The 26023-nt window shown below is 71.9% G+C and carries 25 protein-coding genes and 2 tRNA genes; 12 read left to right on the top strand and 15 right to left on the bottom strand.

The features are described from left to right. The first annotated feature begins 2 nt into the window (after positions 1 to 2). Together rsgA and ACZ7GJ_RS04210 are read left to right on the top strand one after the other, a co-directional pair. Positions 3 to 1013, top strand: a complete 1011-nt coding sequence (gene rsgA, locus ACZ7GJ_RS04215) for a ribosome small subunit-dependent GTPase A (RefSeq protein ID WP_470749223.1) — start codon at positions 3 to 5, stop codon at positions 1011 to 1013. Between the two features lie 150 nt (positions 1014 to 1163). After that, positions 1164 to 1487 (top strand): DMT family transporter, encoded by a 324-nt coding sequence (locus tag ACZ7GJ_RS04210; RefSeq protein WP_069921864.1) that lies wholly within the window; start codon positions 1164 to 1166, stop codon positions 1485 to 1487. Here the strand turns inward: ACZ7GJ_RS04210 and ACZ7GJ_RS04205 are convergent. Beyond that, entirely contained in the window at positions 1453 to 2016 is a 564-nt protein-coding gene (locus tag ACZ7GJ_RS04205; RefSeq protein ID WP_470749220.1) for a TetR/AcrR family transcriptional regulator, read from the bottom strand. The genes ACZ7GJ_RS04210 and ACZ7GJ_RS04205 overlap by 35 nt on opposite strands. Before the next feature lie 123 nt (positions 2017 to 2139). Here ACZ7GJ_RS04205 and hisN point away from each other — a divergent pair, with 123 nt between their 5' ends. Beyond that, the gene (hisN, locus tag ACZ7GJ_RS04200; protein ID WP_470749218.1) at positions 2140 to 2943 is read left to right on the top strand and encodes a histidinol-phosphatase; all 804 of its coding nucleotides are present in this window, start codon (positions 2140 to 2142) and stop codon (positions 2941 to 2943) included. A 140-nt stretch (positions 2944 to 3083) separates the two neighbouring features. Continuing rightward, on the top strand, positions 3084 to 3479 hold the full coding sequence (locus ACZ7GJ_RS04195) for a CBS domain-containing protein (protein WP_470749216.1): 396 nt from the start codon (positions 3084 to 3086) through the stop codon (positions 3477 to 3479). Positions 3480 to 3801: 322 nt separating this feature from the next. Here ACZ7GJ_RS04195 and ACZ7GJ_RS04190 read toward each other — a convergent pair whose 3' ends face one another. Further along, positions 3802 to 5271 (bottom strand): catalase, encoded by a 1470-nt coding sequence (locus ACZ7GJ_RS04190; RefSeq protein WP_470749214.1) that lies wholly within the window; start codon positions 5269 to 5271, stop codon positions 3802 to 3804. Between the two features lie 130 nt (positions 5272 to 5401). On the opposite strand from ACZ7GJ_RS04190, the gene ACZ7GJ_RS04185 reads away from it, so the two are divergent. Next, positions 5402 to 5818: a Fur family transcriptional regulator gene (locus ACZ7GJ_RS04185; protein ID WP_330298486.1), complete on the top strand. Its 417-nt coding sequence runs from the start codon at positions 5402 to 5404 to the stop codon at positions 5816 to 5818. A gap of 120 nt (positions 5819 to 5938) precedes the next feature. On the opposite strand, the gene ACZ7GJ_RS04180 is transcribed toward ACZ7GJ_RS04185, so the two are convergent. The 4 genes from ACZ7GJ_RS04180 to ACZ7GJ_RS04165 form a co-directional block, all read right to left on the bottom strand. Then, a tRNA-Met gene (locus tag ACZ7GJ_RS04180) sits at positions 5939 to 6012 on the bottom strand. Positions 6013 to 6094: 82 nt separating this feature from the next. Beyond that, positions 6095 to 7951 (bottom strand): tetratricopeptide repeat protein, encoded by a 1857-nt coding sequence (locus tag ACZ7GJ_RS04175; RefSeq protein WP_470749212.1) that lies wholly within the window; start codon positions 7949 to 7951, stop codon positions 6095 to 6097. 205 nt (positions 7952 to 8156) lie between these two features. Continuing rightward, a tRNA-Met gene (locus tag ACZ7GJ_RS04170) sits at positions 8157 to 8230 on the bottom strand. Between the two features lie 63 nt (positions 8231 to 8293). Continuing rightward, positions 8294 to 11182, bottom strand: a complete 2889-nt coding sequence (locus ACZ7GJ_RS04165; RefSeq protein ID WP_470749640.1) for a UPF0182 family membrane protein — start codon at positions 11180 to 11182, stop codon at positions 8294 to 8296. A 135-nt stretch (positions 11183 to 11317) separates the two neighbouring features. Here ACZ7GJ_RS04165 and ACZ7GJ_RS04160 point away from each other — a divergent pair, with 135 nt between their 5' ends. Beyond that, a complete protein-coding gene (locus tag ACZ7GJ_RS04160; RefSeq protein WP_470749210.1) occupies positions 11318 to 11887 on the top strand; it encodes a PPA1309 family protein in 570 nt (189 codons plus the stop codon). Positions 11888 to 11908: 21 nt separating this feature from the next. Here ACZ7GJ_RS04160 and ACZ7GJ_RS04155 read toward each other — a convergent pair whose 3' ends face one another. The 4 genes from ACZ7GJ_RS04155 to ACZ7GJ_RS04140 form a co-directional block, all read right to left on the bottom strand. Further along, the gene (locus tag ACZ7GJ_RS04155; RefSeq protein WP_470749208.1) at positions 11909 to 12997 is read right to left on the bottom strand and encodes a YlbL family protein; all 1089 of its coding nucleotides are present in this window, start codon (positions 12995 to 12997) and stop codon (positions 11909 to 11911) included. A gap of 69 nt (positions 12998 to 13066) precedes the next feature. Beyond that, on the bottom strand, positions 13067 to 13264 hold the full coding sequence (locus ACZ7GJ_RS04150; RefSeq protein WP_365918621.1) for a hypothetical protein: 198 nt from the start codon (positions 13262 to 13264) through the stop codon (positions 13067 to 13069). A gap of 148 nt (positions 13265 to 13412) precedes the next feature. Continuing rightward, the gene (locus ACZ7GJ_RS04145; protein ID WP_385230663.1) at positions 13413 to 13874 is read right to left on the bottom strand and encodes a molybdenum cofactor biosynthesis protein MoaE; all 462 of its coding nucleotides are present in this window, start codon (positions 13872 to 13874) and stop codon (positions 13413 to 13415) included. A gap of 191 nt (positions 13875 to 14065) precedes the next feature. Then, complete coding sequence (locus tag ACZ7GJ_RS04140) at positions 14066 to 15229, bottom strand: SDR family oxidoreductase (protein WP_470749205.1); 1164 nt, start codon at positions 15227 to 15229, stop codon at positions 14066 to 14068. A gap of 192 nt (positions 15230 to 15421) precedes the next feature. Here ACZ7GJ_RS04140 and ACZ7GJ_RS04135 point away from each other — a divergent pair, with 192 nt between their 5' ends. After that, positions 15422 to 16831 carry a zinc-dependent metalloprotease gene (locus tag ACZ7GJ_RS04135; protein ID WP_470749203.1) on the top strand — a complete coding sequence of 470 codons (1410 nt, stop codon included), beginning with the start codon at positions 15422 to 15424 and terminating at the stop codon, positions 16829 to 16831. Then, complete coding sequence (locus ACZ7GJ_RS04130; RefSeq protein ID WP_470749201.1) at positions 16828 to 17358, top strand: NUDIX hydrolase; 531 nt, start codon at positions 16828 to 16830, stop codon at positions 17356 to 17358. Before ACZ7GJ_RS04135 ends, ACZ7GJ_RS04130 begins: the two co-directional genes overlap by 4 nt. Before the next feature lie 63 nt (positions 17359 to 17421). On the opposite strand, the gene ACZ7GJ_RS04125 is transcribed toward ACZ7GJ_RS04130, so the two are convergent. The 4 genes from ACZ7GJ_RS04125 to ACZ7GJ_RS04110 all read right to left on the bottom strand — a co-directional run bounded on the left by ACZ7GJ_RS04125 (position 17422) and on the right by ACZ7GJ_RS04110 (position 21327). Continuing rightward, positions 17422 to 18177, bottom strand: coding sequence for an AIM24 family protein (locus tag ACZ7GJ_RS04125; RefSeq protein WP_470749199.1), 756 nt, complete (start codon positions 18175 to 18177; stop codon positions 17422 to 17424). Between the two features lie 17 nt (positions 18178 to 18194). Beyond that, positions 18195 to 18875 carry an AIM24 family protein gene (locus ACZ7GJ_RS04120; RefSeq protein WP_215026307.1) on the bottom strand — a complete coding sequence of 227 codons (681 nt, stop codon included), beginning with the start codon at positions 18873 to 18875 and terminating at the stop codon, positions 18195 to 18197. A gap of 29 nt (positions 18876 to 18904) precedes the next feature. After that, positions 18905 to 20548, bottom strand: a complete 1644-nt coding sequence (locus ACZ7GJ_RS04115; RefSeq protein WP_470749197.1) for a TerD family protein — start codon at positions 20546 to 20548, stop codon at positions 18905 to 18907. Positions 20549 to 20688: 140 nt separating this feature from the next. Next, on the bottom strand, positions 20689 to 21327 hold the full coding sequence (locus tag ACZ7GJ_RS04110) for a M48 metallopeptidase family protein (RefSeq protein ID WP_470749195.1): 639 nt from the start codon (positions 21325 to 21327) through the stop codon (positions 20689 to 20691). 142 nt (positions 21328 to 21469) lie between these two features. Here ACZ7GJ_RS04110 and ACZ7GJ_RS04105 point away from each other — a divergent pair, with 142 nt between their 5' ends. The 4 genes from ACZ7GJ_RS04105 to ACZ7GJ_RS04090 all read left to right on the top strand — a co-directional run bounded on the left by ACZ7GJ_RS04105 (position 21470) and on the right by ACZ7GJ_RS04090 (position 25223). After that, positions 21470 to 22606 carry a TOMM precursor leader peptide-binding protein gene (locus tag ACZ7GJ_RS04105; RefSeq protein WP_470749193.1) on the top strand — a complete coding sequence of 379 codons (1137 nt, stop codon included), beginning with the start codon at positions 21470 to 21472 and terminating at the stop codon, positions 22604 to 22606. A gap of 96 nt (positions 22607 to 22702) precedes the next feature. Next, positions 22703 to 24031: an ABC1 kinase family protein gene (locus ACZ7GJ_RS04100; protein WP_470749191.1), complete on the top strand. Its 1329-nt coding sequence runs from the start codon at positions 22703 to 22705 to the stop codon at positions 24029 to 24031. A 25-nt stretch (positions 24032 to 24056) separates the two neighbouring features. Then, a complete protein-coding gene (locus tag ACZ7GJ_RS04095; protein WP_470749189.1) occupies positions 24057 to 24770 on the top strand; it encodes a DUF6193 family natural product biosynthesis protein in 714 nt (237 codons plus the stop codon). 30 nt (positions 24771 to 24800) lie between these two features. Beyond that, positions 24801 to 25223, top strand: coding sequence for a hypothetical protein (locus ACZ7GJ_RS04090; RefSeq protein WP_470749187.1), 423 nt, complete (start codon positions 24801 to 24803; stop codon positions 25221 to 25223). A gap of 444 nt (positions 25224 to 25667) precedes the next feature. Here the strand turns inward: ACZ7GJ_RS04090 and ACZ7GJ_RS04085 are convergent, their stop codons facing one another. Further along, positions 25668 to 25874 carry a hypothetical protein gene (locus tag ACZ7GJ_RS04085; RefSeq protein ID WP_365918638.1) on the bottom strand — a complete coding sequence of 69 codons (207 nt, stop codon included), beginning with the start codon at positions 25872 to 25874 and terminating at the stop codon, positions 25668 to 25670. Positions 25875 to 26023 lie beyond the last annotated feature (149 nt).

Below are 26023 nucleotides of genomic sequence, written 5' to 3'. Positions count from 1 at the left end.
TCATGCGCAGGTACGGGAAGCACACCGACGAGGACGACATCCGCCAGCGCCCCAACCCCAAGGGCAACCGGCCGCGGACGAGCATCCGCCCCAAGCACGAGGACGCCTCCGAGGGCTTCGTCCTGACCGTGGACCGGGGGCGGCTGACCTGCCTGGTCGAGGACCGCACGGTCCACGCGATGAAGTCCAGGGAGCTGGGCCGCAAGGCCGCGGTGGTCGGTGACCGGGTCTGGATCGTCGGCGACCTGTCCGGCAAGAAGGACAACCTCGCCCGGATCGTGCGGATCGAGGAGCGCAAGTCGGTGCTGCGGCGCACCGCCGACGACGACGACCCGTACGAGCGCGTCGTGGTCGCCAACGCCGACCAGCTGGCCATCGTCACGGCGCTGGCCGACCCCGAGCCGCGGCCCCGGATGATCGACCGCTGCCTGGTGGCGGCGTACGACGCCGGGCTGGAGCCGCTGCTGGTGCTCACCAAGTCCGACCTGACCTCCGCGGACAAGATCCTGGAGATCTACTCGACGCTCGGCGTGAACTACGTCGTCACCAACCGCGAGGAGCTCGCGACGGGCGACGCGGCCGCCCGGGTGCGCGAGCGCCTGGAGGGCCGGATCACCGCGTTCGTGGGGCACTCCGGCGTCGGCAAGACCACCCTGGTCAACTCGCTGGTGGCACCGGACCGCAAGCGCGCGACCGGTGTGGTCAACGCGGTCACCGGGCGGGGCCGGCACACCACCACCTCGGCGCTGGCGCTGCCGCTGCCGGGGATGGAGGGCTGGGTCATCGACACCCCGGGCGTGCGCTCCTTCGGCCTGCACCACGTGGACCCGTCCCGGGTGATCCTGGCCTTCCCGGACCTGGTGCCGGGTACGGAGGACTGTCCGCGCGCGTGCAGCCACGACGAGCAGGACTGCGCGCTCGACAAGTGGGTGGAGGACGGTCACGCGGACCCGGCGCGGCTCTACTCGCTGCGCCGGCTGCTGGAGACGCGGGAGCGCCGCGAAGGCGACTGACGAGCGGGCGACTGACGGGCGGGCGACCGGCGACTGATCGGCGGTTGATCGCCCTGCGGGGTTTGGCCGGGATTGCCGAAGGTCATGTCTGGATAAGCGCACAATCGCACCAAGTGACGTGAGGTCACGTGACGCGGGGAGGCATTCGACATGGCGTGGCTGCTCGTCGTGGTCGCGGGAATCCTGGAGACCGGCTTCGCGGTCTGCCTCAAGCTGTCCCACGGTTTCACCCGGCTGTGGCCGACCGTCGCCTTCGCGTGCTTCGCGCTCGGCAGCTTCGGCCTGCTGACGCTGGCGCTGAAGAAACTGGACGTCGGCCCGGCGTACGCGGTGTGGACGGGCATCGGGGCGGCCGGGACCGCGATCTACGGCATGGTCTTCCTCGGCGACCTCGTGTCGACCCTCAAACTCGTCTCGATCTCGCTGGTCATCCTCGGGGTCATCGGCCTCCAGCTGTCCGGTTCGGCCCACTGAGCAGTCGCAGCAGCTCCCCCGAGCCCGGCTGCACGGCCGGGGCTATCAGGTAGGAGACGGCGAGGCGTACGGCGAGCTCGCACCGCTGCGCCGCCTCCCCCGGGCCGAAGGCCCCGTCCGCCCGCTCGCGCACGGACCGGACCAGCTCCGCGGGCCCCAGCGCCGGCACTCCCGGCCGGACCCCCTGCCCGGCCGGGATCGGTAAGTTCCCGTTCCAGCAGCCCGTCAGCAGGGCCCGTACGAGGGGCCGCGCCCGGGCCGCCCGTACGGTCCACTCCGCGACCGCGGCCAGCCGCTCGGCGGTCGCGGCCGGCGCCACGAGGGCCCGGTCCACCCCGTCGAGGTACCAGGCGGCCTCGCGCCGGACCAGGGCGTGGCCGAGGCCCGCCTTGCCGGCGAACTCGTTGTAGAGGGTCTGCCGCGAAACCCCCGCGGCTGCCGCCACGTCGACCATCCGCACGGCGGGCCAGGGGCGCGCCGAGAGCGCCGCTCCCGCCGCTTCGAGCAAGGATTCCCGGGCTGTCGGCATCGTTGCCTCCCCGCTTGACGTCACGGCCAGAGTTGACGGACCGCCAGATCCTGTCAAGGGCGCATCCCGGTCGCACTGTGGACTTCGTTCGCCGCTCCGCGGCGGTCTCGATACTGTTCGGGCATGCCCGAGTATGACGATGACCTGCGCCTTGCCCTTGAGCTCGCCGACGCGGCGGACGCCGCCACGATGGAGCGGTTCCGCGCCCTGGACCTGAGGGTCGAGACGAAGCCGGACATGACGCCGGTGAGCGAGGCGGACACGGCCACCGAGGAGATCGTCCGGGCCGGGATCGCCGCGGCCCGGCCCGAGGACGCGATCCTCGGCGAGGAGTACGGCCTCCAGGGCAGCGGCCCGCGCCGCTGGGTCGTGGACCCGATCGACGGCACCAAGAACTACGTGCGCGGCGTGCCGGTGTGGGCGACGCTGATCTCGCTGATGGCCGAGGATCCCGACGGGGTCTTCCGTCCCGTGGTCGGCGTGGTGTCCGCGCCGGCGCTGGGCCGCCGCTGGTGGGCGGCGCGCGGCCAGGGCGCGTACGCGGGCGGTGCGCTGGGCGAGGCGACGGCGATCGGCGTGTCGAAGGTGGGCGCCCTGGGCGACGCCTCGTTCGCGTACTCCTCGCTGAGCGGCTGGGAGGAGCAGGGCCGGCTTCCGGGGTTCCTGGACCTGACCCGTGCGTGCTGGCGTACCCGGGGATACGGGGACTTCTGGCCGTACATGATGGTCGCCGAGGGCTCGCTCGACCTGTGCGCGGAGCCGGAGCTGAACCTGTGGGACATGGCGGCCGTCGCGGTCGTGGTCGAGGAGGCGGGCGGCCGCTTCACCGACCTGGACGGGGTGGCCGGCGTACACGGCGGGAACGCCGCTGCCTCCAACGGGCTGCTGCACGAGGAGATGCTGGGTCGCCTGCGGCCGCGCGACTGACGCCCGGATGCGCCGAGCGCGCCCCCTTGTTGGCCTCCGGCACCCGTGGGAACGTGAGAATCCCCCCGCTTGTGCGCTTGTGAATGTCTTCTCAAGTGCACCCCCCGGGCGGGGGGTCTCACCAGGAGGTGGCTCTCTTCATGCTCGTCCGTGACGCCATGAGCACCGTGATCCTCACCCTCGGCCCCACTCACACCTTGCGTCAGGCGGCCAGCCTGATGTCCGGCAGGCGCGTCGGCGCGGCCGTCGTCCTCGACCCCGAAAACAGCGGCATCGGCATTCTGACCGAGCGCGACATCCTCAACTCGATCGGCGCGGGCCACGACCCCGACCGGGAGTCCGTGGGCGCGCACACCACCAACAACGTGGTGTTCTGCACCCCTGACGCCACCTTGCAGGAAGCCGCCGAGGCCATGGCCCACGGCGGCTTCCGCCATCTGATCGTGCTGGAGGACGGCGGCCCGGTGGGCATCGTGTCCGTACGCGACGTCATCCGCTGCTGGGCGCCGGCGCGGCGCCGCGCCGTACCGGCGTAGCCGCGCAGCGGACCGGCCGGCCCGACCGACGACGGCGGGGGGGGGGGCCCCCGAGGGGGGCGGGCCCCCTCTCCCCCCCCCCACACCAACCCACCCCCCCCCCAAGGCGCCGGACCCTCGTTTTCGACTCTCTCCTAAACCACCCTNNNGACGTACTCCCCCCCCCCCCCCCCCCCCCCCCCCCCCCCCCCCCCCCCCCCCCCCCCCCCCCCTCCCCCCCCCCCCCTCCCCCCCCCCCCTCCCTCCCCCCCCCCCCCCCCCCCCCCCCCTCCCTCCCCAGGGGGCTCCCCCCCCCCCCGTCCCGCTACGACAAGCGATCCGATCAGCCGCGAAGGGCCTGGACCGCGGCTTCGAGCCGCTTGCCGAAGTCGCCGTCCGCCTGGCGGAAGTTGTTGATCGCGCGCTCGGCGATGTCGTCACGGGAGACCTTGGCGATGAAGCCGGCCAGGTTCTCGATCAGACGGGACTTCTCGTCCTCGGAGTACAGGCGGTAGAGGTTGCCCGCCTGGACGAAGTCGTTGTCCTCGCTGTGCACGGCCGCGGGGTGGTTGCCCGTACCGCCGGTCACCGGGGTGGACACCCACAGCGGGCGGTCCGTCTGGTGCGGGCCGCCGAAGCTGTTCGGCTCGTAGTTCTTCGCGCCCTTGTGGCGGCCGTCGTACAGGTAGCCGTCACGGGAGTTGGTGCGCGCCTCGGTGGCGTGCGGGCGGTTCACCGGCAGGTGGTCGGCGTTGATGCCGACGCGGTAGCGGTGGGCGTCGCCGTAGCCGAAGAGGCGGCCCTGGAGCATCTTGTCCGGGGACGGACCGATGCCGGGGACGAAGTGCGCCGGGGAGAAGATCGACTGCTCGACCTCGGCGAAGACGTTCTCCGGGTTGCGGTTGAGCTCCAGCTTGCCGATCTCGATCGCCGGGTAGTCCTCGTGCGGCCACACCTTGGTGAGGTCGAACGGGTTGAAGCGGTACTCGGCCGCATCGGCCGCCGGCATGATCTGGACCTGCACGGTCCAGGTCGGGAAGTCGCCGCGCTCGATGGACTCGCGCAGGTCGCGCTGGTGGGAGTCGGGGTCCTCGCCGGCGAGCTGGTTGGCCTCGGCCTGGGTGAGGTTCTTGATGCCCTGGTCGGTCTTGAAGTGGTACTTGACCCAGAAGACCTCGCCGGCCTCGTTGTTCCACTGGAACGTGTGCGAGCCGTAGCCGTTCATGTGGCGGTAGGACGCCGGGATGCCGCGGTCACCGAACAGCCAGGTCACCTGGTGGGTGGACTCGGGCGACAGACCCCAGAAGTCCCAGACGTTGTCCGCCTCCTGCGAGCCGGTGTACGGGTCGCGCTTCTGGGTGTGGATGAAGTCGGGGAACTTGATGGCGTCCTTGATGAAGAACACCGGGGTGTTGTTGCCGACGAGGTCGTAGTTGCCCTCTTCGGTGTAGAACTTCAGCGCCCAGCCGCGGGGGTCGCGCACCGCGTCCGCCGAGCCGAGGTTGCCGGCGACGGTGGAGAAGCGCAGGAAGGTCTCGGTCTGCTTGCCGACCTCGGACAGGAACTTCGCCCGGGTCCACTGCGAGACGTCGCGGGTCAGCGTGAAGGTGCCGTAGGCACCGGCGCCGCGGGCGTGCACCACGCGCTCCGGGATGCGCTCGCGGTTGAAGTGCGCGAGCTTCTCCAGCAGCAGCTGGTCCTGGACGAGCACGGGTCCGCCGACGCCAGCCGTCTCGCTGTTCTGGTTGTCGGCGACCGGAGCCCCGGCCTCCGTGGTGAGCGGTCCCTGCGTCACGTGCGCCTCCTGCGTCATTCCTGCATGTCCTGTCCTTGGCCTTTGCCGTATCCGATCCTACGATGGACTTTGTCTAAGTCAAGTAAGCATCCAAGTCCGCACTGATTCGGGAGTTACACCGAATCCCCTCACTGTTAGGCTGACGCCCATGAGTGACCTGCTGGAACGACTTCGCGGACGCGGATGGCGCATGACCGCACAGCGGCGCGTCGTGGCCGAGGTGCTCGACGGTGACCACGTTCACCTGACGGCCGACGAAGTGCACGCGCGCGCGGTGGCCAGGCTGCCCGAGATCTCGCGCGCCACCGTCTACAACACGCTGGGCGAGCTCGTGACCCTCGGCGAGGTCCTGGAGGTCTCCACGGACCGGCGCGCCAAGCGGTACGACCCGAACGCCCACCGGCCCCACCAGCACCTGGTGTGCGCCCAGTGCGGGGCGATACGGGACGTCCACCCGGCGGGCAACCCGCTGGCCGACCTGCCCGACACGGAGCGCTTCGGCTTCGTGGTGTCGGCGGTCGAGGTGACCTATCGCGGGGTGTGTCCGAACTGCGCAGCGGCGTAGCGACGTAGCCGAGAACGAGGAGGGGCCCGGGAGCAGCGCTCCCGGGCCCCTCTCTTCGTGCTTTCGCCCGGCAAACGACCGATGGCCCGGATCCATGGGATCCGGGCCATCGGCCTTCAGTAGCGGGGACAGGATTTGAACCTGCGACCTCTGGGTTATGAGCCCAGCGAGCTACCGAGCTGCTCCACCCCGCGTCGGTAAACCCCACTGTACGTGGGCGCGGACGGCAGATGCAAATCGGTTAACGCGCAGGTCGGACCCGGGCCGGGGACCGGGTCAGGCGGACAGTTCCTCGGCCAGGGCCTCGCGCAGCCGGGCCGCGCGGGCCGAGACCTCCGCCGGGCCCAGTTCCATGGCGCGCATGCACCACTTCTGGCCCTCGGCGAGGTCGCCGTGGCGCGCGGCGAGCAGCCCGAGCCGCAGCGCGGCGCGGCCGTGGCCCGCCACCGCGGCGCGGGTCCACCACAGCGCCGCCTCCGGCTCGCTCCCCTCGCGGGCCAGCAGCAGCCCCAGGTTGAACGCGCCGTTGCGGGAGCCGGCCTCCGCCGCCTCCCGGTACCAGCGCGCGGCCACGGCCAGGTCGCCCCGGGCCGCGGCCAGCATGCCCACCCGTACCTGCGCCCGGCGGTGCCCCAGCTCGGCGGCACGCTCGTACCACTCCTCGCTCTCGGTGCGCTCCACGCCGCCCGCGGGCTCGCCCAGTGCCACCGGCTCCGGCGGCGGGGCGAGCGACTCCAGCAGCGAGGCCAGCCGGAAGGCCGCCTCGGCGCTGCCGCCGCCGGCGGCGCAGCGCAGGTGCCGCTCGGCCGCGCGGTCCTCGCCGTCCCGCACGAGCGCGATGCCGACCTGGAGCGCCGCGTCCGTGTGCCCGGCCGACGCGGCCCGCTCGTACCACTTCAGGGCGGTGCGGTCCTCGTCCCGGCTGGCGAAGAGGATCCCGAGGTTGAAGGCGGCGTCCACGCTGCCCGCCTCGGCCGCCTTCGAGAACCACGGTTCCGCGCCCGCCGCGTCCCCGCCCTGGAGCAGCAGGATGGCCAGCGCGTTGGCCGCCTCGCGGTGTCCCGCGTAGGCCGCGCGCCGGTACCACTGCTCGGCCTGGGCCGTGCGCTCCTGCGCCGCGCAGAGCAGCGCCAGGTTGTACGCCCCGTTCTGGTCGCCCGCGTCCATCGCGGCCCGGTACCACTTCTCCGCCGTCTGGGTCTCGCCGCGCGCCGCGTGCATGGCGCCGAGCGCGTTGGCGGCGTTGCCGTCGCCGTCCTGCGCCGCGCGCAGCCACCACGCGGCCGCGCTGTCCTCGTCCCCGGCGTCGCGCAGCAGGAAACCGAGCGCGCACGCCGCCCGTGCCTCGCCCTGCTTGGCCGAGGTCAGGTACCAGCGCCCGGCCTCCTTCAGCTCCCCGCGCGCCTCCAGCAGCGTGCCCAGGTGCAGCGCCGCGCGCCGGTGTCCGCGCGCGGAGGCCTGGCGGTACCACTGCTCGGCCTCGGCGGGGTCGCCCTTGCGCAGGTGCCGCGCCAGCCGGTAGGCGGCCTCGCGGTGCCCCTGTTCGGCGGCGGCGCGGAACCACCGCTCCACGCCCTTGTCCCCGCGGTGCTCCAGCAGGTCCGCCAGGCCGTACGCCCCCAGCGCGTGGCCCGACTCCGCCGCCTGGCGCAGCCAGTACTCGGCGGCCGGCTCGTCCCCGCGCTCGCGGAAGTACCGGCCGAGCGCATGCGCGGCCGGAGCGGATCCGGCCACGGCGGCGACCCGCCACCAGCCCGCGGCCTCTTCCGGGTAACCCCGCTGGTGGAGCAGTACGCCGAGGTTGTTCGCAGCGGCGCGGTCGCCCTCGCCGGTGGCACCGCGCAGGTAGGGCTCGGCCCCGGCCAGGTCGCCCCGGCGCAGCAGCAGCGCCCCGAGCACGCTCATCGCACCGGGGTCGCCCTTGTCGGCGGCCACCCGGTGGCGGGCCTCGAGCTCCGCGTCGCTGGCCGTGTCGGCGTCCACGAACGCTTCTTCCTCAAACACCGCATCGATCGGTGCGGTGTGCGCGTTGACAGCCTGAGCCGCCTCATCGACCTCCACGTCCGATTCGGCCCCCGCCCTCGCAAACCGCCCTGTCTCCAGCAGAGTTGACCTGTCCCCCATAAATCCCATCGTCGCATCACCTGCTACCCGCGTACACCTGGTATGTCGCAGCCAGTGAGGTCACTACAGCGTTTTGTCGACATGCCCACAGAGAGATAAGTCAAACACGCTCCCACCCCAACTCACCCGCCCCAGTGACCCCATGTCGCAACAAGCCGGCCGCCCCGGACATGACGAAGGCCCGGATCCCATGGATCCGGGCCTTCGTCTTCAGTAGCGGGGACAGGATTTGAACCTGCGACCTCTGGGTTATGAGCCCAGCGAGCTACCGAGCTGCTCCACCCCGCGTCGGTGAAACCACAGTATCACGGACGCGGGACGGAGCCGTACCGACGGTGTCGCCGCCGACCGCTAGCCGCCCGGCTTGGGCGCCGTCAGCTTTGCCTCGGCGTCGATCGCCCGCTTCAGCGCCGCCTGCAGGTCGCTCTGCGCCTTGCCGTACGCCGCCCAGTCGCCCGCCTTGAGCGCCTTGTCGGCGTCCTCCACGGCCTTCTGCGCGTCGGCGAGAGCCGCCTTGACCGTCGGGTCCTGGCTGGTCGGCGGCGTGGTGGTGCCGTCCGGCGGGGTCGTCGGGCTGGTCGGCGGGACGGGCGTGGTCGGGGCCTCGGCCCCGAAGACCACATTCAGCGCCTTCTCCAGGGTGTCCTCGAACGCGGTCTGCCCGCCGTAGGTCACCAGCACCTTGCGCAGCAGCGGGTACTTCAGCCCCGAACTGCGCACATACACCGGCTCCACGTAGAGCATTCCGCCGTCGAGGGGCACCGCGAGCAGGTTGCCGTACTCGACCTCGGAGTCGCCGCCGCGCAGCAGGCGGATGGATTCGGCGATCTTCGGTTCGGACTGGAACTTGCTCTGGACCTGCTTGGGGCCGTCGACCGGCTTGCTGGTCGGCAGCTTCAGGATTCTGATCTTTCCGTAGTCCGGGGTTCCCGGATCGGCGTTGACCGACATGAAGGCGCTCAGGTTGTCCCGCTCGTTCGGCGTGAACGTCGTGGTGAGCGAGAAGACCTGGTCCTTCTCCTTCTGGCCCGGCATCTTCATCGACAGGTAGTACGGCGGAACGGCCGTACCGGCCTTGGTCGTCGGGTCGTCCGGAACGGCCCAGGCCTCACTGCCGCTGAGGAAGGTCTGCGGGTCCGTGACGTGGTACCGGGTCAGCAGCTCCCGCTGGACCTTGAAGAGGTCCTGCGGGTAGCGGATGTGGTCCATGAGCGCCTTGGAGATCTCGCTCTTGGCCTTGACCGTCCCCGGGAACGCCTTCATCCAGGTCTTGAGGACCGGGTCCTGGGTGTCCCACTGGTAGAGGCTGACCGTGCCGTCGTACGCGTCGACGGTCGCCTTCACCGAGTTGCGGATGTAGTTGACCTGGTTCTCCTGCGCCACGACCGCGCGCTGGCTGTTGGTCAGCGAGTCCGCGGTGCTCTGGCCCAGCGTGGTCCGCGAGGCGTACGGGTAGCCGTTGGTGGTCGTGTACGCGTCGACGATCCACTTGATCCGGCCGTCGATGACCGCCGGGTACGGGGCGCCGTCGATGGTCAGCCACGGCGCGACGGCCTCGACGCGCTCCTTGGGCGTGCGGTTGTACAGGATCCGCGAGCCGTCGCCGATGGCGCCGGAGTACATGATCTGCGGCTCGCTGAAGGCGAGTGCGTACGCGGCCCGGTTGATCGGGTTGTCCAGGTTGACGCCGGAGTCGCCCTTGTAGCTCGTCTCCTTCTCGCCCTTGTCGTCCGAGTAGTCGAGCTCCTTCTGCGGTCCACCGACGATCGAGTACTGCTTCGTCTGCTCGCCGTAGTAGATGCGCTGCTCGAAGTCCGTCCCGAACATGCCCTTGGAGGGGAGGTCGGACTGCGTGAAGTCCGGGGCGCCCTGGTCGCCGACGGTGGTTCCCTTGGCCGCGACCACGCCGTAGCCGTGCGTGTACTTGAAGTGGTCGTTGATCCAGTTGTTCTTCGGGATGCCGCCGATGTTCAGCTCGCGCAGGCCGATGACGGTGTCCTGGCCGCTGTACCGGTCCACGGCGAGCGTGGACGGGAAGGCGTAGTAGCCCTTGACCTGCTGGAGCTGCTGGAAGGCCGGGGAGACGATGTTCGGGTCGAGCAGGCGGATGCTGGCCGTGGTGTCGGCCGCCTTGCGCAGCTGGCCCTTGTCCGTGCCCGCGGCGGGCACGCCCGCGTAGTCCGAGACCTCCGCGCCGCCGATCCCGTAGGCGTCGCGCGTCGCCTTGATGTTCTTCTCGACGTACGGGGATTCCTTGGCCTGCTCGTTCGGCTGGACCTGGAACTTCTGGACGATCGCCGGGTACAGCCCGCCGATCAGGATCGCCGAGAGCACCATCAGGCCGAAGCCGATGACCGGCAGCTGCCAGGTGCGGCGCCACAGCGTCGCGAAGAACAGCACGGCGCAGATCGCGGCGATGGCGACGAGGATCGTCTTCGCCGGCAGGTAGGCATTGGCATCGACGTACCGCAGGCCGGTCCAGTTGTCCGCCGCCTTGAAGTCACTGGACTTCACGGCGAGGCCGTACCGGTCGAGCCAGTACGCGACCGCCTTGAGCGAGACGAAGAGGCCGAGCAGCACCGACAGGTGGCCGGTCGCCGCGGCGGTGGCCCGGGCGCCCGGGCTGGTCACGCGCAGTCCGCCGTACAGGTAGTGCACGACGGCCGCGGCGATCACCGACAGCACGACCGCGGCGAAGCCGAAGCCGAGCAGGAAGCGGTACCAGGGCAGGTCGAAGGTGTAGAACGACACGTCCTTGTGGAACTGGGGGTCCTTCTGCCCGAAGGCCACCCCGTTCACATACATCAGCCAGGTCTTCCACTGGCCGGCCGCCGAGGCACCCGCGATCAGGCCCACCAGCGCGGCGATGCCCAGGAGCAGCCACCTCCGGTACGGCGCGACGCTCATCCGGTAGCGGTCGAGGCTCTGCTGCTCCATCGACATCGCGCTGAGCGGCGGCCGCAGCCGGTGGGCCAGCCAGATGTTCAGCCCGACGGCACCGGCCATCAGCAGGCCGAAGACGGCGAAGAGGCCGATCTTGGTCCACAGGGTGGTGGTGAAGACGGTGGAGTACTTGACGGAGCGGAACCAGAGCCAGTCGGTCCAGAAGCCCGCGAACATGATGAACGCCATGGCCAGCACGGCCAGGACGCCCAAGGTCATCAGAAGAGTTCGGGCGCGCCTGGACGGGCGGCCGACTCTCATCCGTGGCCCGGAGGGGCCTCCGCCGCGGTCCGGCATCTGGAAAGCCAAGGTGCGCACCTCGAAAGTCGCTGTGTTGTGTCAGGTGTTGAACGGGCCCCCGATCGTAGAGCCCACTGATGCAACTTACTGAGCCTTTAGTCAGTTCCCGGTATCCGGGGGAAAGGAGGCAGGATGTTTCCCATGTCCAACCTTTCGCCTTCCCCCGGCACTCCCATGGCGGCCGGCCCGCTGACCCGTGCCTGCCTTGAGATCGACGAGTACGCGGCCGGTCTCGGCTGGGACCAGCCCGCCCGGCTGTTCGCCCTCGTCGACACCGCCAAGCTCAAGAAGCAGGAGCCTCGCCTGGCCGGCCAGCTCGGCCTCGACCAGGACGACGCCGGCAAGACCTCCCTCACCCCGATCGAGCAGGACGAGCTGCCCGCGGGAACCGCCCTCGACAAGTTCCTGGGCACCATCGCCTGGCCCGACGCCGTCGTCGGCTGCGCGCTGACCGTGGAGCGGCTGATGCTGCCGCCGTCCGCGGAGGCCTCCGTACCGGAGGGGCTCAGCGACAAGCAGCTGTCGAAGTGGGTCGCCGGGCACCCCGAGCGCCAGGAGGTGCGGCTGACCGTGGCCGTGCTGCGCGACGGCACGCGCGAGTCGGCCGTACGGCTGCGGGAGAAGGACTCCTCGACCGAGGTGCTCACCGGCGGGGGCCTGGTGCCCGGGCTGGCGGAGGCGCTGGCGGCGACCTTCAAGTAAGGGGCGGCGGGGAGGACGCGGTCAGGACTTGCTGCACTGCGGCAGCCCGGCCGTGTCCCCCTTGCTGATCTTCTGGAGGGCCTTCACGGCGTCGTCGATGGTGGAGACCTTCACCAGGGTCAGCCCGCCGGGCACGTCGCCCGCGGCCGCGGCGCAGTTCTCGGCCGGGGTGAGGAAGTACCGGGCGCCGGCCTGGCGGGCGCCGATGGTCTTCATCTGGATGCCGCCGATCGGTCCGACCTTGCCCGTGTCGTCGATGGTGCCGGTGCCCGCGATGAACTTCCCGCCGGTCAGGTCCTCGGGCGTGAGCTTGTCGACGATGCCGAGGGCGAACATCAGGCCGGCGCTCGGGCCGCCGACGTCGGCGAGCTTGATGTCGATCGTGAACGGGAAGGTGTGGTCGGTGCCGGCCCGGATGCCGACGATGGCGTGACCGTCGCCCTCCGCCTTGCCCGCGGTGATCGTGACCTTGGCGGAGCCGCTGGGCTCGCGGTGCGCCTTCGCCGCCTCGGCCGCCTCCGCGGCGGGGATGATCGTGAACTCGACGGGCTCACCGGGCTTGTGCTTGGTGACGAGCTTGGCCACGTCGTCGGGGGCGTTGACGGGGGCGCCGTCCACGGCCTTGATGACGTCGCCGGCGTGCAGCCTGCCCTCGGAGGGGCTGCCCTTGACGACGGAGGAAACGATCACGCGCGCGGAGACCGGGATGCCGAGCTGCTTGAGAGCCGCCACCTTGGCGGTCTGCTGCGACTGGCTGAACTCCTCGGCGTTCTCCTGGGTGGACTCCTGGTCCGTCTTGCCGTTCGGGTACAGGTTCTCGTGCGGCACGACGATGTTGTCGCCCGCCAGCCAGCCGTACACCGCCTCCAGCAGGTTCATGTCGTAGTCCGCGCCCGTGACGCGGACCGTCGTCATGTTCAGGTGCCCGGTGGTCGGGTAGGTCTTGCGCCCCGACACGTTCAGGACGGGCTCGCCGTGCGAGTCCCCGAGCGTGTTCACGGTGGGGCCCGGGCTCATCTCGGAGTACGGGACCTTGATGAACACCCCTGCGCAGAGCAGCGCGAACAGCATGAGGGTGGAGGCGAGCATCGTCGCAGTGCGGCGTGGCATGGATCGACAGTACGGGACCGTCCTGACACGCGGCCGCCCGGGCCGGGCCGTACGGGGCCCCGGGACGCCTCAGACGGCGTCGGAACCGGAGTGCGCGTCGGCCTTCGTCCTGGCCTGCTCGGCCTTGCCCATGGCTTCACGGAACCTCGCGTAGCCCGCGAGCTCGGATATGTCGCCGGATGTACGGTCGCGTGCCGCCCAGCTGCCCCATATCGCCGCTCCGATCGCGGCGAACAGCGGAATCAGCAACCACGCCAGAGACGCCATGGGCGTGCCTCCCTACCCCGAAAGTACGTGTCGTCGTTGTGGCTTCAACGCTCGTGCCCGGGAGGGGGTTACGCAAATCGAGGGCGTGTTGCGCGGCCGAACGGGTGCGACGCTACCCCCTTCCGGGGGGCGCGCCGCAGCCGGGGGTTCAGCAGGCGCCGACCCACTCCTCCGTACCGTCGGAGAAGGTCTGGTGCTTCCAGATCGGGACCTCGTGCTTGAGGTCGTCGATCAGCATCCGGCAGGCCTCGAAGGCCTCGCCGCGGTGCGGGCAGGACACGGCGACGACGACCGCGAGGTCACCGACCGAGAGGTCTCCCACGCGGTGCACGGCGGCCAGGGCGCGGACGGGGTACTTCGCCACGACGCGCTCGGCGACGCGGCGCATCTCCGCCTCGGCCGTCGGATGGCAGGAGTAGCCGAGGGAATCGACGTCGGCCCCGCCGTCGTGGTTGCGCACCGTGCCGACGAAGAGGGTCGTACCGCCCGTCGCGTCGTCGCCGACGGCCTGGAAGACCTCGTCGAGCGAGAGCGGGGTCTCGCGGATCTCGAGCAGCCGGATCGGATCCGGAGCGGGCTGCTCGCCGGGGTGGTCGAAGTGCGGTGCCATAGCTTCCATCGTGCCCTAGCCGCCGGTGCGGCGGAATAGCCGTTTCACCCGGGCCGGCCCCGGGCCTTTGGGAGCCTCCTACAGAAAACCGCTGGTGGCGGCCGCGTCCCGGGCTCCCGGGCCGTGCCCGGGGGTCTTCGGGCGCGCACCGGCCGTCCGGGCGCGCGCCCCAGGCCGGGGTCCCGCGGGGGTCAGATGCCCCGGCGCCTGCGGGCCGCGCGGACCACGGCGGCGGCGCCCAGCAGCGCGACCGTCGCGCCCGCGGCGCCGGCGGCGGTGGCGTCCTTGCGGCCGAGCCGGCGGCCCGCGACCGTGTGGCGGCCCGCGACCTCCTGGAGGAGCTCAGCCAGCACCTCCTCGTTCGTCCAGCGCGGCCGCCAGCCCGCCGCGTGCAGGGCGCTGATGCTGACCACCCACGGGTGCATCGTGTACGCGAGGTCGCCCGCCGGGGACGGCGTCAGGCCGATCCGGTGCAGCCGGGCCGCCGCGCCCAGCGCGACCGCGGACGGCAGCTCCATGCGGCGGATGCCGCTGAGCTCCTCGACCTCCTCCTGCTCCAGCCAGCCCTCGCAGCCCACCGCGAGCTCGCCCTCGACCTTCTCCAGGGCGGCGTACTCCAGGGCGCTGACGAGGTCCTCCACGTGGCAGAACTGCCAGGTGGGCCGGGATCCGGCCACCACGAGCAGGCGCGGCGACTCGAAGTACCGGGTCAGCGCGGTGTCCGTGCCCCCGACGAGGACGGCCGGGCGGACCACGGTGACGTTCAGGCCGGGGTGCGCGCGCGGGGCCCGGCGGCCCAGGCGCTCGATCTCCAGCAGGTCCCCGACGCCGGTCGCCTCGGCGGTGGCGCGCAGCTCCGCGTCCTCCGAGAGCGGGATGTCGTTGTCCGGCAGCGCCCCGTAGACCATGGCCGAGGTGCACAGCACGACCCGGTGGACCCCGGCCGCGGCGGCGGCGGTGAGCACGGTCTGGGTTCCGCGTACGTTATACGCAGTACGGGCGGCCGGGTCGGTCTCCAGGTCGAGGTCGAGCGCCAGGTGGACCACCACGTCCGCGCCGCGCAGCTTCTCCGCGATCGCGGGGTCCCGTACGTCCAGCACGTGCCACAGCGCGGCCGCGCAGTCCCCGCGCCGCTCGTCGATCGCGACGACCTGCTTGACCTCGTCGGAGGCGGCGAGCCGGCTCACCAGGGCCGCGCCGACGCCCGAGGCGGCGCCGGTCACGGCGATCACCGGGCTGTTCTTGCGGGGCACCACCGGGTTTCGCGGCTGGCGAACGCCGGGGGCGCCGTCACCGTGCTCGGGGCGGTTTTCGGGATCGGGCGTCGCGCGAACCTGTGGATCTGGGGAACTCACCGGGCGTCTCCAGCGGTTGTCTTCAGTAGGGACGCGCCGTGACGCGTACCCACCAGGTGATGTCCATCCTGCCGCAGCCCAGGAGTCGGCGGAGCACCGAGCCCGGAAGCGGGTGTGGTGTCTACGCTGGGTGGTGTTGTCGGACCATTGCCCGTCGGCTCCCGCCGGCGGCCCTACGAGCCGAGGAAACCCGTGAGCGACACCCCATTCGGATTCGGCCTTCCGCCGGAGGAGCCGGACAACGGCGACGAGGGCAAGAAGAAGGGCAATCAGGGCGGTCAGGGCGGCCCGGCGAATCCGTTCGGGTTCCCGGGCATGGGCCTGCCGGGCGGCACCGGCGGTCCGGGCGGTGCGGACAATCCCTTCGCAGCGATGTTCGGCTCCATGAACCCGAACGACCTCGGTGCGGCCTTCCAGCAGCTCGGCCAGATGCTGAGCTACGAGGGCGGCCCGGTCAACTGGGACATGGCCAAGGACATCGCCCGCCAGACCGTGGCCCAGGGCACCGCGGACGGGGTGAAGGACGCCAGCGTCGGCCTCGCCGAGAAGTCCGCGGTCGAGGAGGCCGTGCGCCTCGCCGACCACTGGCTGGACGGTGTGACCTCGCTGCCCTCGGGCGCCGCGACCGCCGTGGCGTGGAGCCGCGCCGAGTGGGTCGAGGCGACCCTCCCGGTGTGGAAGGAGCTCGTGGACCCGGTCGCCGAGCGCGTCGGTGCGGCGATGGGCGGCGTCCTGCCGGAGGAGATGCAGGCCATGGCGGGCCCGCTGCTCGGCATGATGCGTTCCATGGGCGGGGCCATGTTCGGCCAGCAGATCGGCCAGGCCGTGGGCGTCCTGGCGGGCGAGGTCGTCGGCTCGACCGACGTCGGCCTGCCCCTGGGCCCGGCCGGCAAGGCGGCGCTGCTCCCGCTGAACATCGAGGCCTTCGGCAAGGACCTCGGCGTCCCCTCGGACGAGGTGCGGCTCTACCTGGCGCTGCGCGAGGCCGCGCACGCCCGGCTCTTCGCACACGTGCCGTGGCTGCGCTCGCACCTGTTCGGCGCGGTCGAGGGCTACGCCCGCGGCATCAAGGTCGACACCTCGAAGCTGGAGGACGTGGTCGGCCAGCTCGACCCGTCCAACCCCGAGCAGCTTCAGGAGGCCCTGCAGGGCGGCATGTTCCAGCCGCAGGACACCCCCGAGCAGAAGGCCGCCCTGGCCCGCCTGGAGACGGCGCTCGCGCTGGTCGAGGGCTGGGTGGACGCGGTCGTGCACGAGGCTGCCAAGCCCCGGCTGACCTCGGCGGACGCCATGCGCGAGACCATGCGCCGGCGGCGCGCCTCGGGCGGACCGGCGGAGCAGACCTTCGCGACGCTGATCGGGCTGGAGCTGCGCCCGCGCCGGCTGCGCGACGCCTCGCGGCTGTGGGCCTCGCTCACCGACGCGCGCGGTGTCGACGGCCGCGACGGGCTGTGGGAGCACCCGGACATGCTGCCGACCGCCTCCGACCTGGACGACCCGGACGGCTTCGTGCACCGCGAGCAGCTGGACTTCTCGGAGATCGACAAGATGCTCGGCGAGGCGGCCGAGAAGCGCGAACAGGACGGCGACGAGAACAAGTGAGCCTGCACGAAGACGCGGTCCTCGTACTGAAGGCGTACGAGGACCAGGCGGAGCTGCGCGACCTCTACCTGGAGCACCTGGCGGCCCACCCGGACGGGGTCTACAAGCCCTGCACCGCCGGGCACCTCACCGGCAGCGCGCTGGTGATCGACCCGGTGCGGGAGCGCGTCCTGCTGACCCTGCACAAGAAGCTCGGCATGTGGCTCCAGATGGGCGGCCACTGCGAGCCCGGTGACCGGACCCTCGCCGAAGTGGCGCTGCGCGAGGCCTGCGAGGAGTCGGGCATTCCCGCCGGGCTGACCCTGCTGCCGGGCGGCCCGGTGCGGCTGGACCGGCACCCGATCCCGGCGCCGTGCAACTGGCACATGGACGTGCAGTACGCGGCGCTGGCCCCGGCCGACGCGGTGGCGGAGATCAGCGATGAGTCGCTGGACCTGCGCTGGTTCCCGTACGCGGAGGTGGCGGCGGTGGCCGACGCCTCGGTCGTGCAGCTGCTCGCGGCGACCCGGGCGCGACTGGAAGCATGAAATGCCGCGAGGGGCGGCCCGGGATCACCTGGGCCGCCCCTCGCGCACGTCCTGCCCGGCCCGTCAGTTCCAGGCGTTGTTCTGGTTCTGGGCGTGCGAGCCGTGCTGGCCCACGCCGAACTGCGCCGCGACGCCCTGGCCGAGCTGCGCGTTCTGCGGCGGCAGCACCTCGCTGGGCTGGACCAGCGCGAAGCCGGTGCCGAGGAAGCTGAGCTCCCAGCCCTCGCCGGTGTTGCCGCGGCGCCGCCAGACTCCGGTGGAGTGCGTCTGGGCCTGCATCTGGACCCGCAGCGAGGTGGACCAGGCGACGATGGCGTCCGCGTCGGCGTTGACGTACTTGTCCGGGGTGACCTGCATCATCAGCGGCTGCCCGGAGGTCATCAGCGCGACCTTGCCGCGGCCGCTGATGTTGAGCTGGTACTTGCCCGAGCCGGAGATCCCGTACTGGCTGTCCACCGCGATGACCTCGGTGTGCAGGGTGGAGTCCAGCGCGAGGACGTAATTGCTGTCGACGGTCAGGCCGTCCTGGTCCACGTCCACGACGTGGACGTACTGGGCCAGGTTGGCCAGGTAGACCGTGCCCTGCCCGGAGCAGCGCATGAGGTCGAGTCCCTCGCCGGTGCGGCGGCGGGCGCCGCGCTGGTTGGCGCTCTGGTACTCACCGTCGAAGTCGATGATCCCCTGGTAGGCGACCATGGCGCCCTTGCGGGCGAGTACGTCGTCGGAGCCGCTCAGCGAGACCCGCAGCAGCTGCGGGTTCTGGACGGCGTACCGCTCCTGGGACTGCGCCTCGGAGTGGGCGAAAAGTGAGCTCTGCATGATGTGCCTTCTCCCCCTCAGCCCCGGGCCCGGAGCCGGTCGGTGCTGTCCTCGCTGGGCTGGACGACGACGATGCCCTGGCCCGAGAAGGCCATCTGGTAGGCCTCCCCGCTGCCCCGGCCGATCATCGACGAGGCCTTGAAGCTGCGCTTGCCCTTGACCTTGAGGTTCGGCGACCACGCGACGAGCGCGTCGGGGTCGACGTACGTCTCGTCCTCGCCGCGGCCGCAGTCGACCACGATCGGCGTGCCGCGCGAGGTGATCGCGACCCAGCCGGTGCCGGCGACGGACACGTTGAACAGGCCCTGGCCGGCGAACTTGGCCATGCCCTTGACCCGCTCGACGCCCCACTGGAGGTGGGCGTCGAAGGCGAGCAGGTTGGTGCCGTTGACGGACAGCGAGTCGTTGTTGAGGTTGATGACGACGACGTCAGCGCCGTAGTCGGCGAGGTAGAGCAGGCCGTCGCCGGTGCACTTCATCAGCGGGGCGCCCTCGCCGGTGAGCCACTGCGAGGCCATCTGGCGCACGGCCGGCGGGTTGGGCTCGTACTGGACGAAGCCCTCGTACGCCACCATCGAGCCGGTGCGGGCGAAGAGGTCCTGGCCGCTCTGCATGGCGACCTTGAGCATGGCCCGGCCGTGGTTCTCCATGCGGGCCGTGACGGGGGTGGGGGCGTAGCCCGCGAGCTGCTGGTTCATAGCGTTCATGGCATTCATGTGGGGCTCCCTCAGACCTCGTACGGCTGGACGACGATGAAGTTGCCGGGCGCGCCGCGGAACTGGAGGTTCACGGTCTCCCCGCTGTGGCCGGGATAGGCGTTGCGGCGCAGCCGGACCTGGCTGGAGATGATCACCTGGGAGGCGGAGGACCACGCGACGATGGCGTTGCTGTCCGCGAAGGTGGTCGGGGTGACGGGCAGGACGACGGGGACGCCGTGCGTCTTGACGATCACCGTGCCGGTCCCCTGGAACTGCATCGTGAAGAGGGCGCCGCCCGGGATGCCGTGGCCCTCGATGCGCCGGACCTCGTGCTGGAGGGACTCGTCGAAGGCGAGGACGTTCTCGGCGGAGACGCAGATCCCGTCGCCCTGGAGCTCGATGGCGTGCAGGTGGGCGCCGTTCTCGGCGAGGAAGACCTGGCCGCGGCCGGTGCAGCGCATCAGCTGCATCTCCTGGCCGGTGGCGTTGCCGACGATGCGGCCGGCGAAGCCCGCGCCCTTGTAGCTGAATTCGACCTTGCCCTGGTACAGGACCATGCTGCCCTGGCGGGCGAGGACGGCCTGGCCGCCCATGGCCAGGTCCACCCGCATGAGCTGCTGGTTCTGCGGGGTCCAGCGGGCGCCGGTGGGGGCTTCCTTGTACGGCTGGAGGGCGGCGGCGAGGCCCGCGCCGGCGGCCTGCGGGTACTGGCCGGGGGGCTGCTGGCCGTACGCGGGCGGCTGCTGGCCGGGCATCTGGCCCGGGACCTGTCCGTACGCGGGCGGCTGCTGCCCGTAGGGCGCGGGGGCCGGGGGCGGGACCTGGCCGTACGAGGGCTGCGGGACCTGGCCGTACGGGGCGGGGGCCGGGGCCGGGGCCGGGGGTGCCAGCGGGGCCGCCATGGTCGGGGCCGCGTGGACCGGCTGCTGGTACGGGGCCGGGGCGGGAGCCGGGGCCGGGGCGGGGGCGGGCGGCGGCGTGTGCACGGGGGCGGGTGCCGGGGCCGGGGCACCGAACGACGGCGCGGGGGCCGGGTTCTGCGCGGGTGCGGCGGGTCCGGCGGGCGCGCCGAAGGCCGGCGGAGCGAACCCGGGCGCGGCCGCGGCGGCCTGGGGCGGGACCTGCGGCTCGGGCTGCGGCTCCTCCTCGGCGACCTCGCCGCCGAAGTTCCTCAGCAGCGCGGCGAGTCCGCCGTCGAAGCCCTGGCCGACGGCGGCGAAGCGCCACACGTCCTTGAGGTAGAAGTCGCCGATCATCAGGGCGCGCTCGGTGGTGAACTCGGCGCCGGTGAAGGCGTACCGGACGACCTCCTCGCCGCCGGCCACGATCCGGATGTAGCCGGGGCCGATCTGCGACATCTGCCCGCCGCCGTCGATGGACGCGGCGAAGGAGAGCTTGTGGATGCCCGCCGGGATCCGGTCGAGCGTCACCCGGAAGGATTCGGTGTCCCCGGCCTGCGCACCGAGCTGCTGAATGGACTCTTCCGGCGACTTCGGCTGGTTGAAGAAGACGAAGTACCGGTCGTCCGACAGCTGCTCGTTGGCGTCGAGGCCGAAGCAACTGATGTCGAAGGTGAGTCCGGGCCCGGCGATCTGGATGCCCACGTACAGGTCCGTGCCCGCCGTCAGATCACTGATCTTGGCCTTGTGACCGCGTTGGAATTCCCTGGCCATACGTAACGACCGTCCCCCATCCCGACTGTGAATGCGTGGCGCTCAGGCTAGCCGCAACTGCCGACATCCGGCCAAGTCGGTACCGACCCGGGACAATTCACGGAGTACGACATCACGGTGCTTCCCGGGGCATTCCCGGGCTATTCGTCGCGGGCGGCCGGCACCTTCGGAAGGCGCTCGGCGGCGACCACTCCCTCCAGGTAGCCGCGGGCCCGCTCGGTGCGCGGGTAGGCCTCCAGCAGCTCCCAGAAGCGGGGGCCGTGGCCGGGGACGAGGAGGTGGGCGAGCTCGTGCAGCAGCACGTAGTCGACCACGTACTCGGGCATCCCCTGGAGGCGGTGCGAGAGCCGGATGCTGCCCTCCGCGGGGGTGCAGGAGCCCCAGCGGGTGTTCTGGTTGGTGACCCAGCGGACGGAGCGGGGGCGAGCGCGACCGCTGAAGTACTGCTCGGACAAACGATCGGCGCGCTCGGTGAGTTCCGCGTCCCCGAGGGTGCGTTTGCTCTCCTGGGCGGCCAGCTTGTCGAGCATGACTCCCACCCAGCGCTGCTCCTCGGCCTCGGACATCCGGGCAGGGATGAGGACGACCGTACGGTCACCCTCGCGATAGGCGGATACGGTCCTGCGGCGGCGCGCGCTCCGGCGGACTTCGACGGCGCGCTGCGGTGGATCGGCGGACACGGCACGACCGTACCCGGTCGCCGTGGCGGAAGTCCCGCCCGTTCGGGGTTCGAACAAGATCGATTCGCGGTCGGCGCACGGAACACACCCTTTCTCCATCTCATATGACTGATACCCCTCACCTGTGGACAAATTTCTGCGGGCAATTCGGCGGGCGGGCAATCTGGCCGAAGAGCGCAGAGCGGAGAGCGCAGAGGGCGGGCCGGAAAGCGGCACGCGAATCGAAATCGAGGAGGCGGCGATGTATCCGAAGGTGAAACCCGCGCTGGCACGGGCCTGGCGGGACCGGGAGACGGTGCAGTTCGGGGTGACCCCCGCGCACGCGGTGGTGGTCGGGCCGGTGGACACCGCGACGGGCGCGCTCATCGACCGGATCGACGGGACCCGGGGCATGGAGCTGCTGCGGGCGGAGGGCGGTGCGATGGGCCTGCCCGACGGGCAGGTGGACGGGCTGGTGCGGAGCCTGGCGGCGGCCGGGCTGCTCGATGACGCCACGGCGGGCGGCCCCCGCGCCCAGGCGGTGCGCTCGCGGCCGCAGGCCCTGGAGCGATTGGGGCCCGATCTGGGGTCGCTGTCGCTGGTCCACCGCGAGCCGGGCGGGGACTTACGGGGTGCCGCGGCCCGGCGTGCGGTACGGGTCCAGGTGCGCGGGAGCGGCCGGGTGGGCGCGGTGATCGCCGCGGTCCTGGCGGGAGCGGGGGTGGGCCGGGTCGAGGTGCTCGACGGGGGCCGGGTCGAGCCGGCCGATGTGGCCCCGGGCGGGATGGCGCCCGGGAGCGTGGGCCGGCTGCGCGCCGAGGCCGCGCGGGCCCTGGTGCGCGAGGCGGCCCCGGGGCCCGGACCCCGGGCCGGGGAGAGCGGTGGCCCCGAGCCCGGACTGGCCCTGGTGGTGGTCGCGCCCCGGGACGGGTTGCAGTCCTGGGCCCCCGATCCGCAGTCCGCGGCCGACTGGGTCGCCACCGGGACCCCGCACCTGTACGCGGGAGTGCTGGAGGGGACCGGCCTGGTGGGGCCTCTGGTACTGCCCGGGGCGACGGCGTGCGCGGGGTGCATGGAGCGCGACCTGGTGGCCCGGGACCCGGCCTGGCCGCGGATGCTGGTCCAGTGGCGCTCGGCCCACCGCCGCCGGGCGGCCGCCGCCTGCGACCTGGGACTGGCCACGGCGGTGGCCGGGCTGGCCGCGGCCCACGCACTGTCCTTCCTCGACGGAGAACTGCCCGCCTCCACCGGCACCCGGTGGGAAACCGCCCTGCCCACCCTCCACTGGCAGCCCACCGCGGTCCGTCCGGATCCCGACTGCCCCTGCGGCGCCGCCGCCCGGCCCGAGCCGGTCGGAGCGGATGCGGGATCGGCCTCGGAGCGGCCGGGAGGGCCATGACAGGATGCTTTTTGGCCGAGGGGTCACCGATGGCTCACCGCGGGGGCATGCCTAACCGCCGTTTGCGGCACAGCTGTCTGGGAATTGGAGGGGCGCATGTCTGATCTTCCCCGGAAGGCGGTCACCCGTACCGTCAAGCTGGCCGCGCTGCCGCTCGGCATCGCAGGTCGGGCCACGTGGGGTCTGGGCAAGCGGATCGGCGGGAAGTCGGCGGAGATCGTCGCCCGCGAGCTCCAGCAGCGCACCGCGGAGCAGTTGTTCCGCACGCTCGGGGAGCTCAAGGGCGGTGCCATGAAGTTCGGCCAGGCCCTCTCGGTCTTCGAGTCTGCCCTGCCCGAGGAGGTCGCCGGGCCCTACCGGGCGGCGCTGACCAAGCTTCAGGAGGCGGCCCCGCCGCTGCCGGCCGACACGGTGCACCGAGTGCTGGCCGAGCGGCTCGGCGCCGACTGGCGGGATCTGTTCGAGGAGTTCGAGGACAAGCCGGCCGCGGCGGCCTCGATCGGACAGGTGCACCGGGCGGTGTGGCACGACGGCCGCGCGGTCGCGGTCAAGGTCCAGTACCCGGGCGCCGGCGAGGCGCTGCTCTCGGACCTGAAGCAGCTGAGCCGGTTCGCTGGGTTGTTGGGGCCGCTGATACCCGGAATGGACATCAAGCCGCTGATCAAGGAGTTGCGGGACCGGGTGTCCGAGGAGCTCGACTACGAGCTGGAGGCCGAGGCGCAGCGGACGCACGCGGACGCGTTCGAGGGCGACGAGGACGTGGTCGTACCGGACGTCGTGCACCAGGGCGACCAGGTGTTGGTGACCGAGTGGATGGAGGGGACCCCGCTGTCGGAGGTCATAGCCGACGGCACCCAGGAGGAGCGCGACCGCGCCGGACAGCTGCTGGCCCGGTTCCTCTTCTCCGGCCCCGCCCGCACCGGGCTGCTGCATGCCGACACGCACCCGGGCAACTTCCGGCTCGTATCGGGGCCGGACGGCCGGATGCGGCTGGGCGTACTGGACTTCGGCACGGTGGACCGGCTGCCCGGTGGCTGGCCCAAGCCCATCGGCAGGTCCCTGCGGATGACGCTGGACGGTGACGCCGAGGGGGTCTACGGGCACCTGTGCGCCGAGGGGTTCGTGAAGGAGTCCATCGAACTCGACCCCGAGGCGGTGCTCGACTACCTCAGGCCCATCATCGAGCCCGCGGATGCCGAGGAGTTCACCTTCACCAGGCCGTGGCTGCGCGGCCAGGCGGCGCGGATCGCCGATCCCCGCTCCCCCGCGCACCAGTTGGGCCGACAGATCAACCTGCCGCCCTCGTACCTGCTGATCCACCGGGTGACGCTGAGCACGATCGGTGTGCTGTGCCAGCTGGGCGCGACGGTCCGCCTCCGGGACGAACTGGAGTCCTGGCTCCCGGGGTTCCTGCCCGAGGACTAGCAGAGCGATTCGGGGGAACCGGGCGATGAACTCAGGGACGGGGCTTGGCGAGGGCGGCTGGGACGAGGACGGGGCGCTCCGGGCCGCGCTGCGGCGTACCGCTGCGGAGATGGGGCTGGTCCTGCCCAAGTCGGACGGGCAGCGGGGCCGCCTCGCGGGGTACCTAGAGGCGGGGCGCGGGCGGCGCGTGGTCGTGTATCCGCCCGACGAGGGGCGGCGCCGGACCTTCCAGGTGGCCCTCCAGGACAACGGCCCGCGCCTGGCCTGCGGGTGGACCGCGGACCTGGCCGAGGCGGTCAGGGCGACGGCGGCGTGGACGGGCGGCGCGGGGCTTGAGGAGACCAGGGCGCAGGCCCCGTTCATCCGGTTCAGGCCCTGGGCGCTCGCCCACGAGCAGGAGCCGCTCGATGCCGTCGAGATGGCGTGGTGCACCAAGCTCGACCGCATCCACATGCCTCCGTACGACCGGCACCCGCGCCCCCACGCGCTGCTGGCGGCGGCCTACGCCCAGCCGGTGCTCCGCCGGCTGATGCCGGTCAACAGCCACTTCAACCTCTGGTTCTCCACCAGGGTCGAGCAGCCCTGGAAGGCCCGCCTCAAGTGGTGCCTCTTCCCGAACGAAGACGGGCTGTACGGGGTGCGGAAGGAAGGCGAGCTGGTCGCGCGCACCGATACGCCGGAGGAGGCCGTCGCCTTGGTAGTGGCCGGCCTCCCGCAGGGGCTCGGCCCGGCGGGCTGATCCGGCGTGGGCAGCGTGCACAGTGTGTCCATGGACGGATTCTCGGGTCGGGCCCGCCTCGAATGGTGGGCCAATCACGCGACGTGCCTTGAGCGGTACGACATCGACATCACCGTCACGGTCGACACGGCCGGCACGTGGCGGGCGAGCGGTCAGCACGCCGACGCCGTCAGACTCGGCTTCGTCCCCGCGGGGGCGGACGGGGGCGCCCGGGCCGCCGTCGCTCCGGTCCTGGGACTGAGCGGCGTCCCCGCCTCGTCCGAGGCGGGCGGCGGTTGGGGGGAGTTCTCCGCCACGGTCGACCATTCGAAGGGCACGGAGGAGGAGCGTTACAGCCTGGTCCTGGCAATGGACTCCATGGGGCGTCCCGGCAGGACATCCAGGTGCAGGCGTTCACCCAAGGCGCATGGCATGACCTCGCGTTCCTGCCAGCGCCTCTCGCGACGGGGCTGAAGGTACCGACGGGCAAGCTCACCATCCCGGTCCGGGCGAGGTTCGGCGCGCAAACCCCGCTCACGGACGTCTACTTCACCATCGCGGGCGCCAGCGAGCTGCACGACGAAGTGAAGTCCGAGAGCGCCTACGTCGGGTCGGAGATCGTCGCCCCGCACGAAGGCGGCGAGGAGCCCGGGGCGGGTGAAGACCCCGGGCACGGCGGCGGCACTGCTCCGGATCCCGGTCCCGAGACGGGCACCGGGGCCGGTAGTGCTCCGGTCGACGTCGTCGACCGCACGGCGGCCGGGGGCGAGGCACCCCACGCCGAGGGTCAGTTGGCGGCGACCGGATCCGCCGGCCGGGCGCTGGGGATCGGGGGGCTGGCGCTCGCCCTGGGCGCAGGCCTGGTCATCGGTACCGGCAAGCGCCGCCGACCCGGGGACGGCCTGGTACCGCACCGGTTCACCACCAGGAGGAGTCGAGGCGGCCCTCGATGGCCCGGATGTTGGCCCGGGCGCAGTCGTGGCAGAAGTATTGCCTGCTGCCGTTCTCCATGGAGCAGGTCCAGGTGGGCGGGGCGCCGTCCGGGGACTTGGCGCCGCAGCGTGCGCAGACGACTGGCTGGGCCTCGGGGCCCGGCGCGGCGGGGTGGGGATTCGGCTGGTCCACCTCCAGACGATATCCCTGCGGAGGGGGGCAGGGCTCCGCAACGCACCGGGGGGGGGGGGGGGGGGGGGGGGGGGGGGGGGGGGGGGGGGGGGGGGGGGTGGTTGGGGGTGTTTTTGTGCGGTAGGTGTACGAAGCTGACTGGATGGGCA

It is taken from the genome of Streptomyces sp. NPDC037242 (assembly GCF_055604165.1).
The sequence above is the reverse complement of the archived record's forward strand: the minus strand, read 5'-3'. Positions and strand labels throughout refer to the sequence as shown.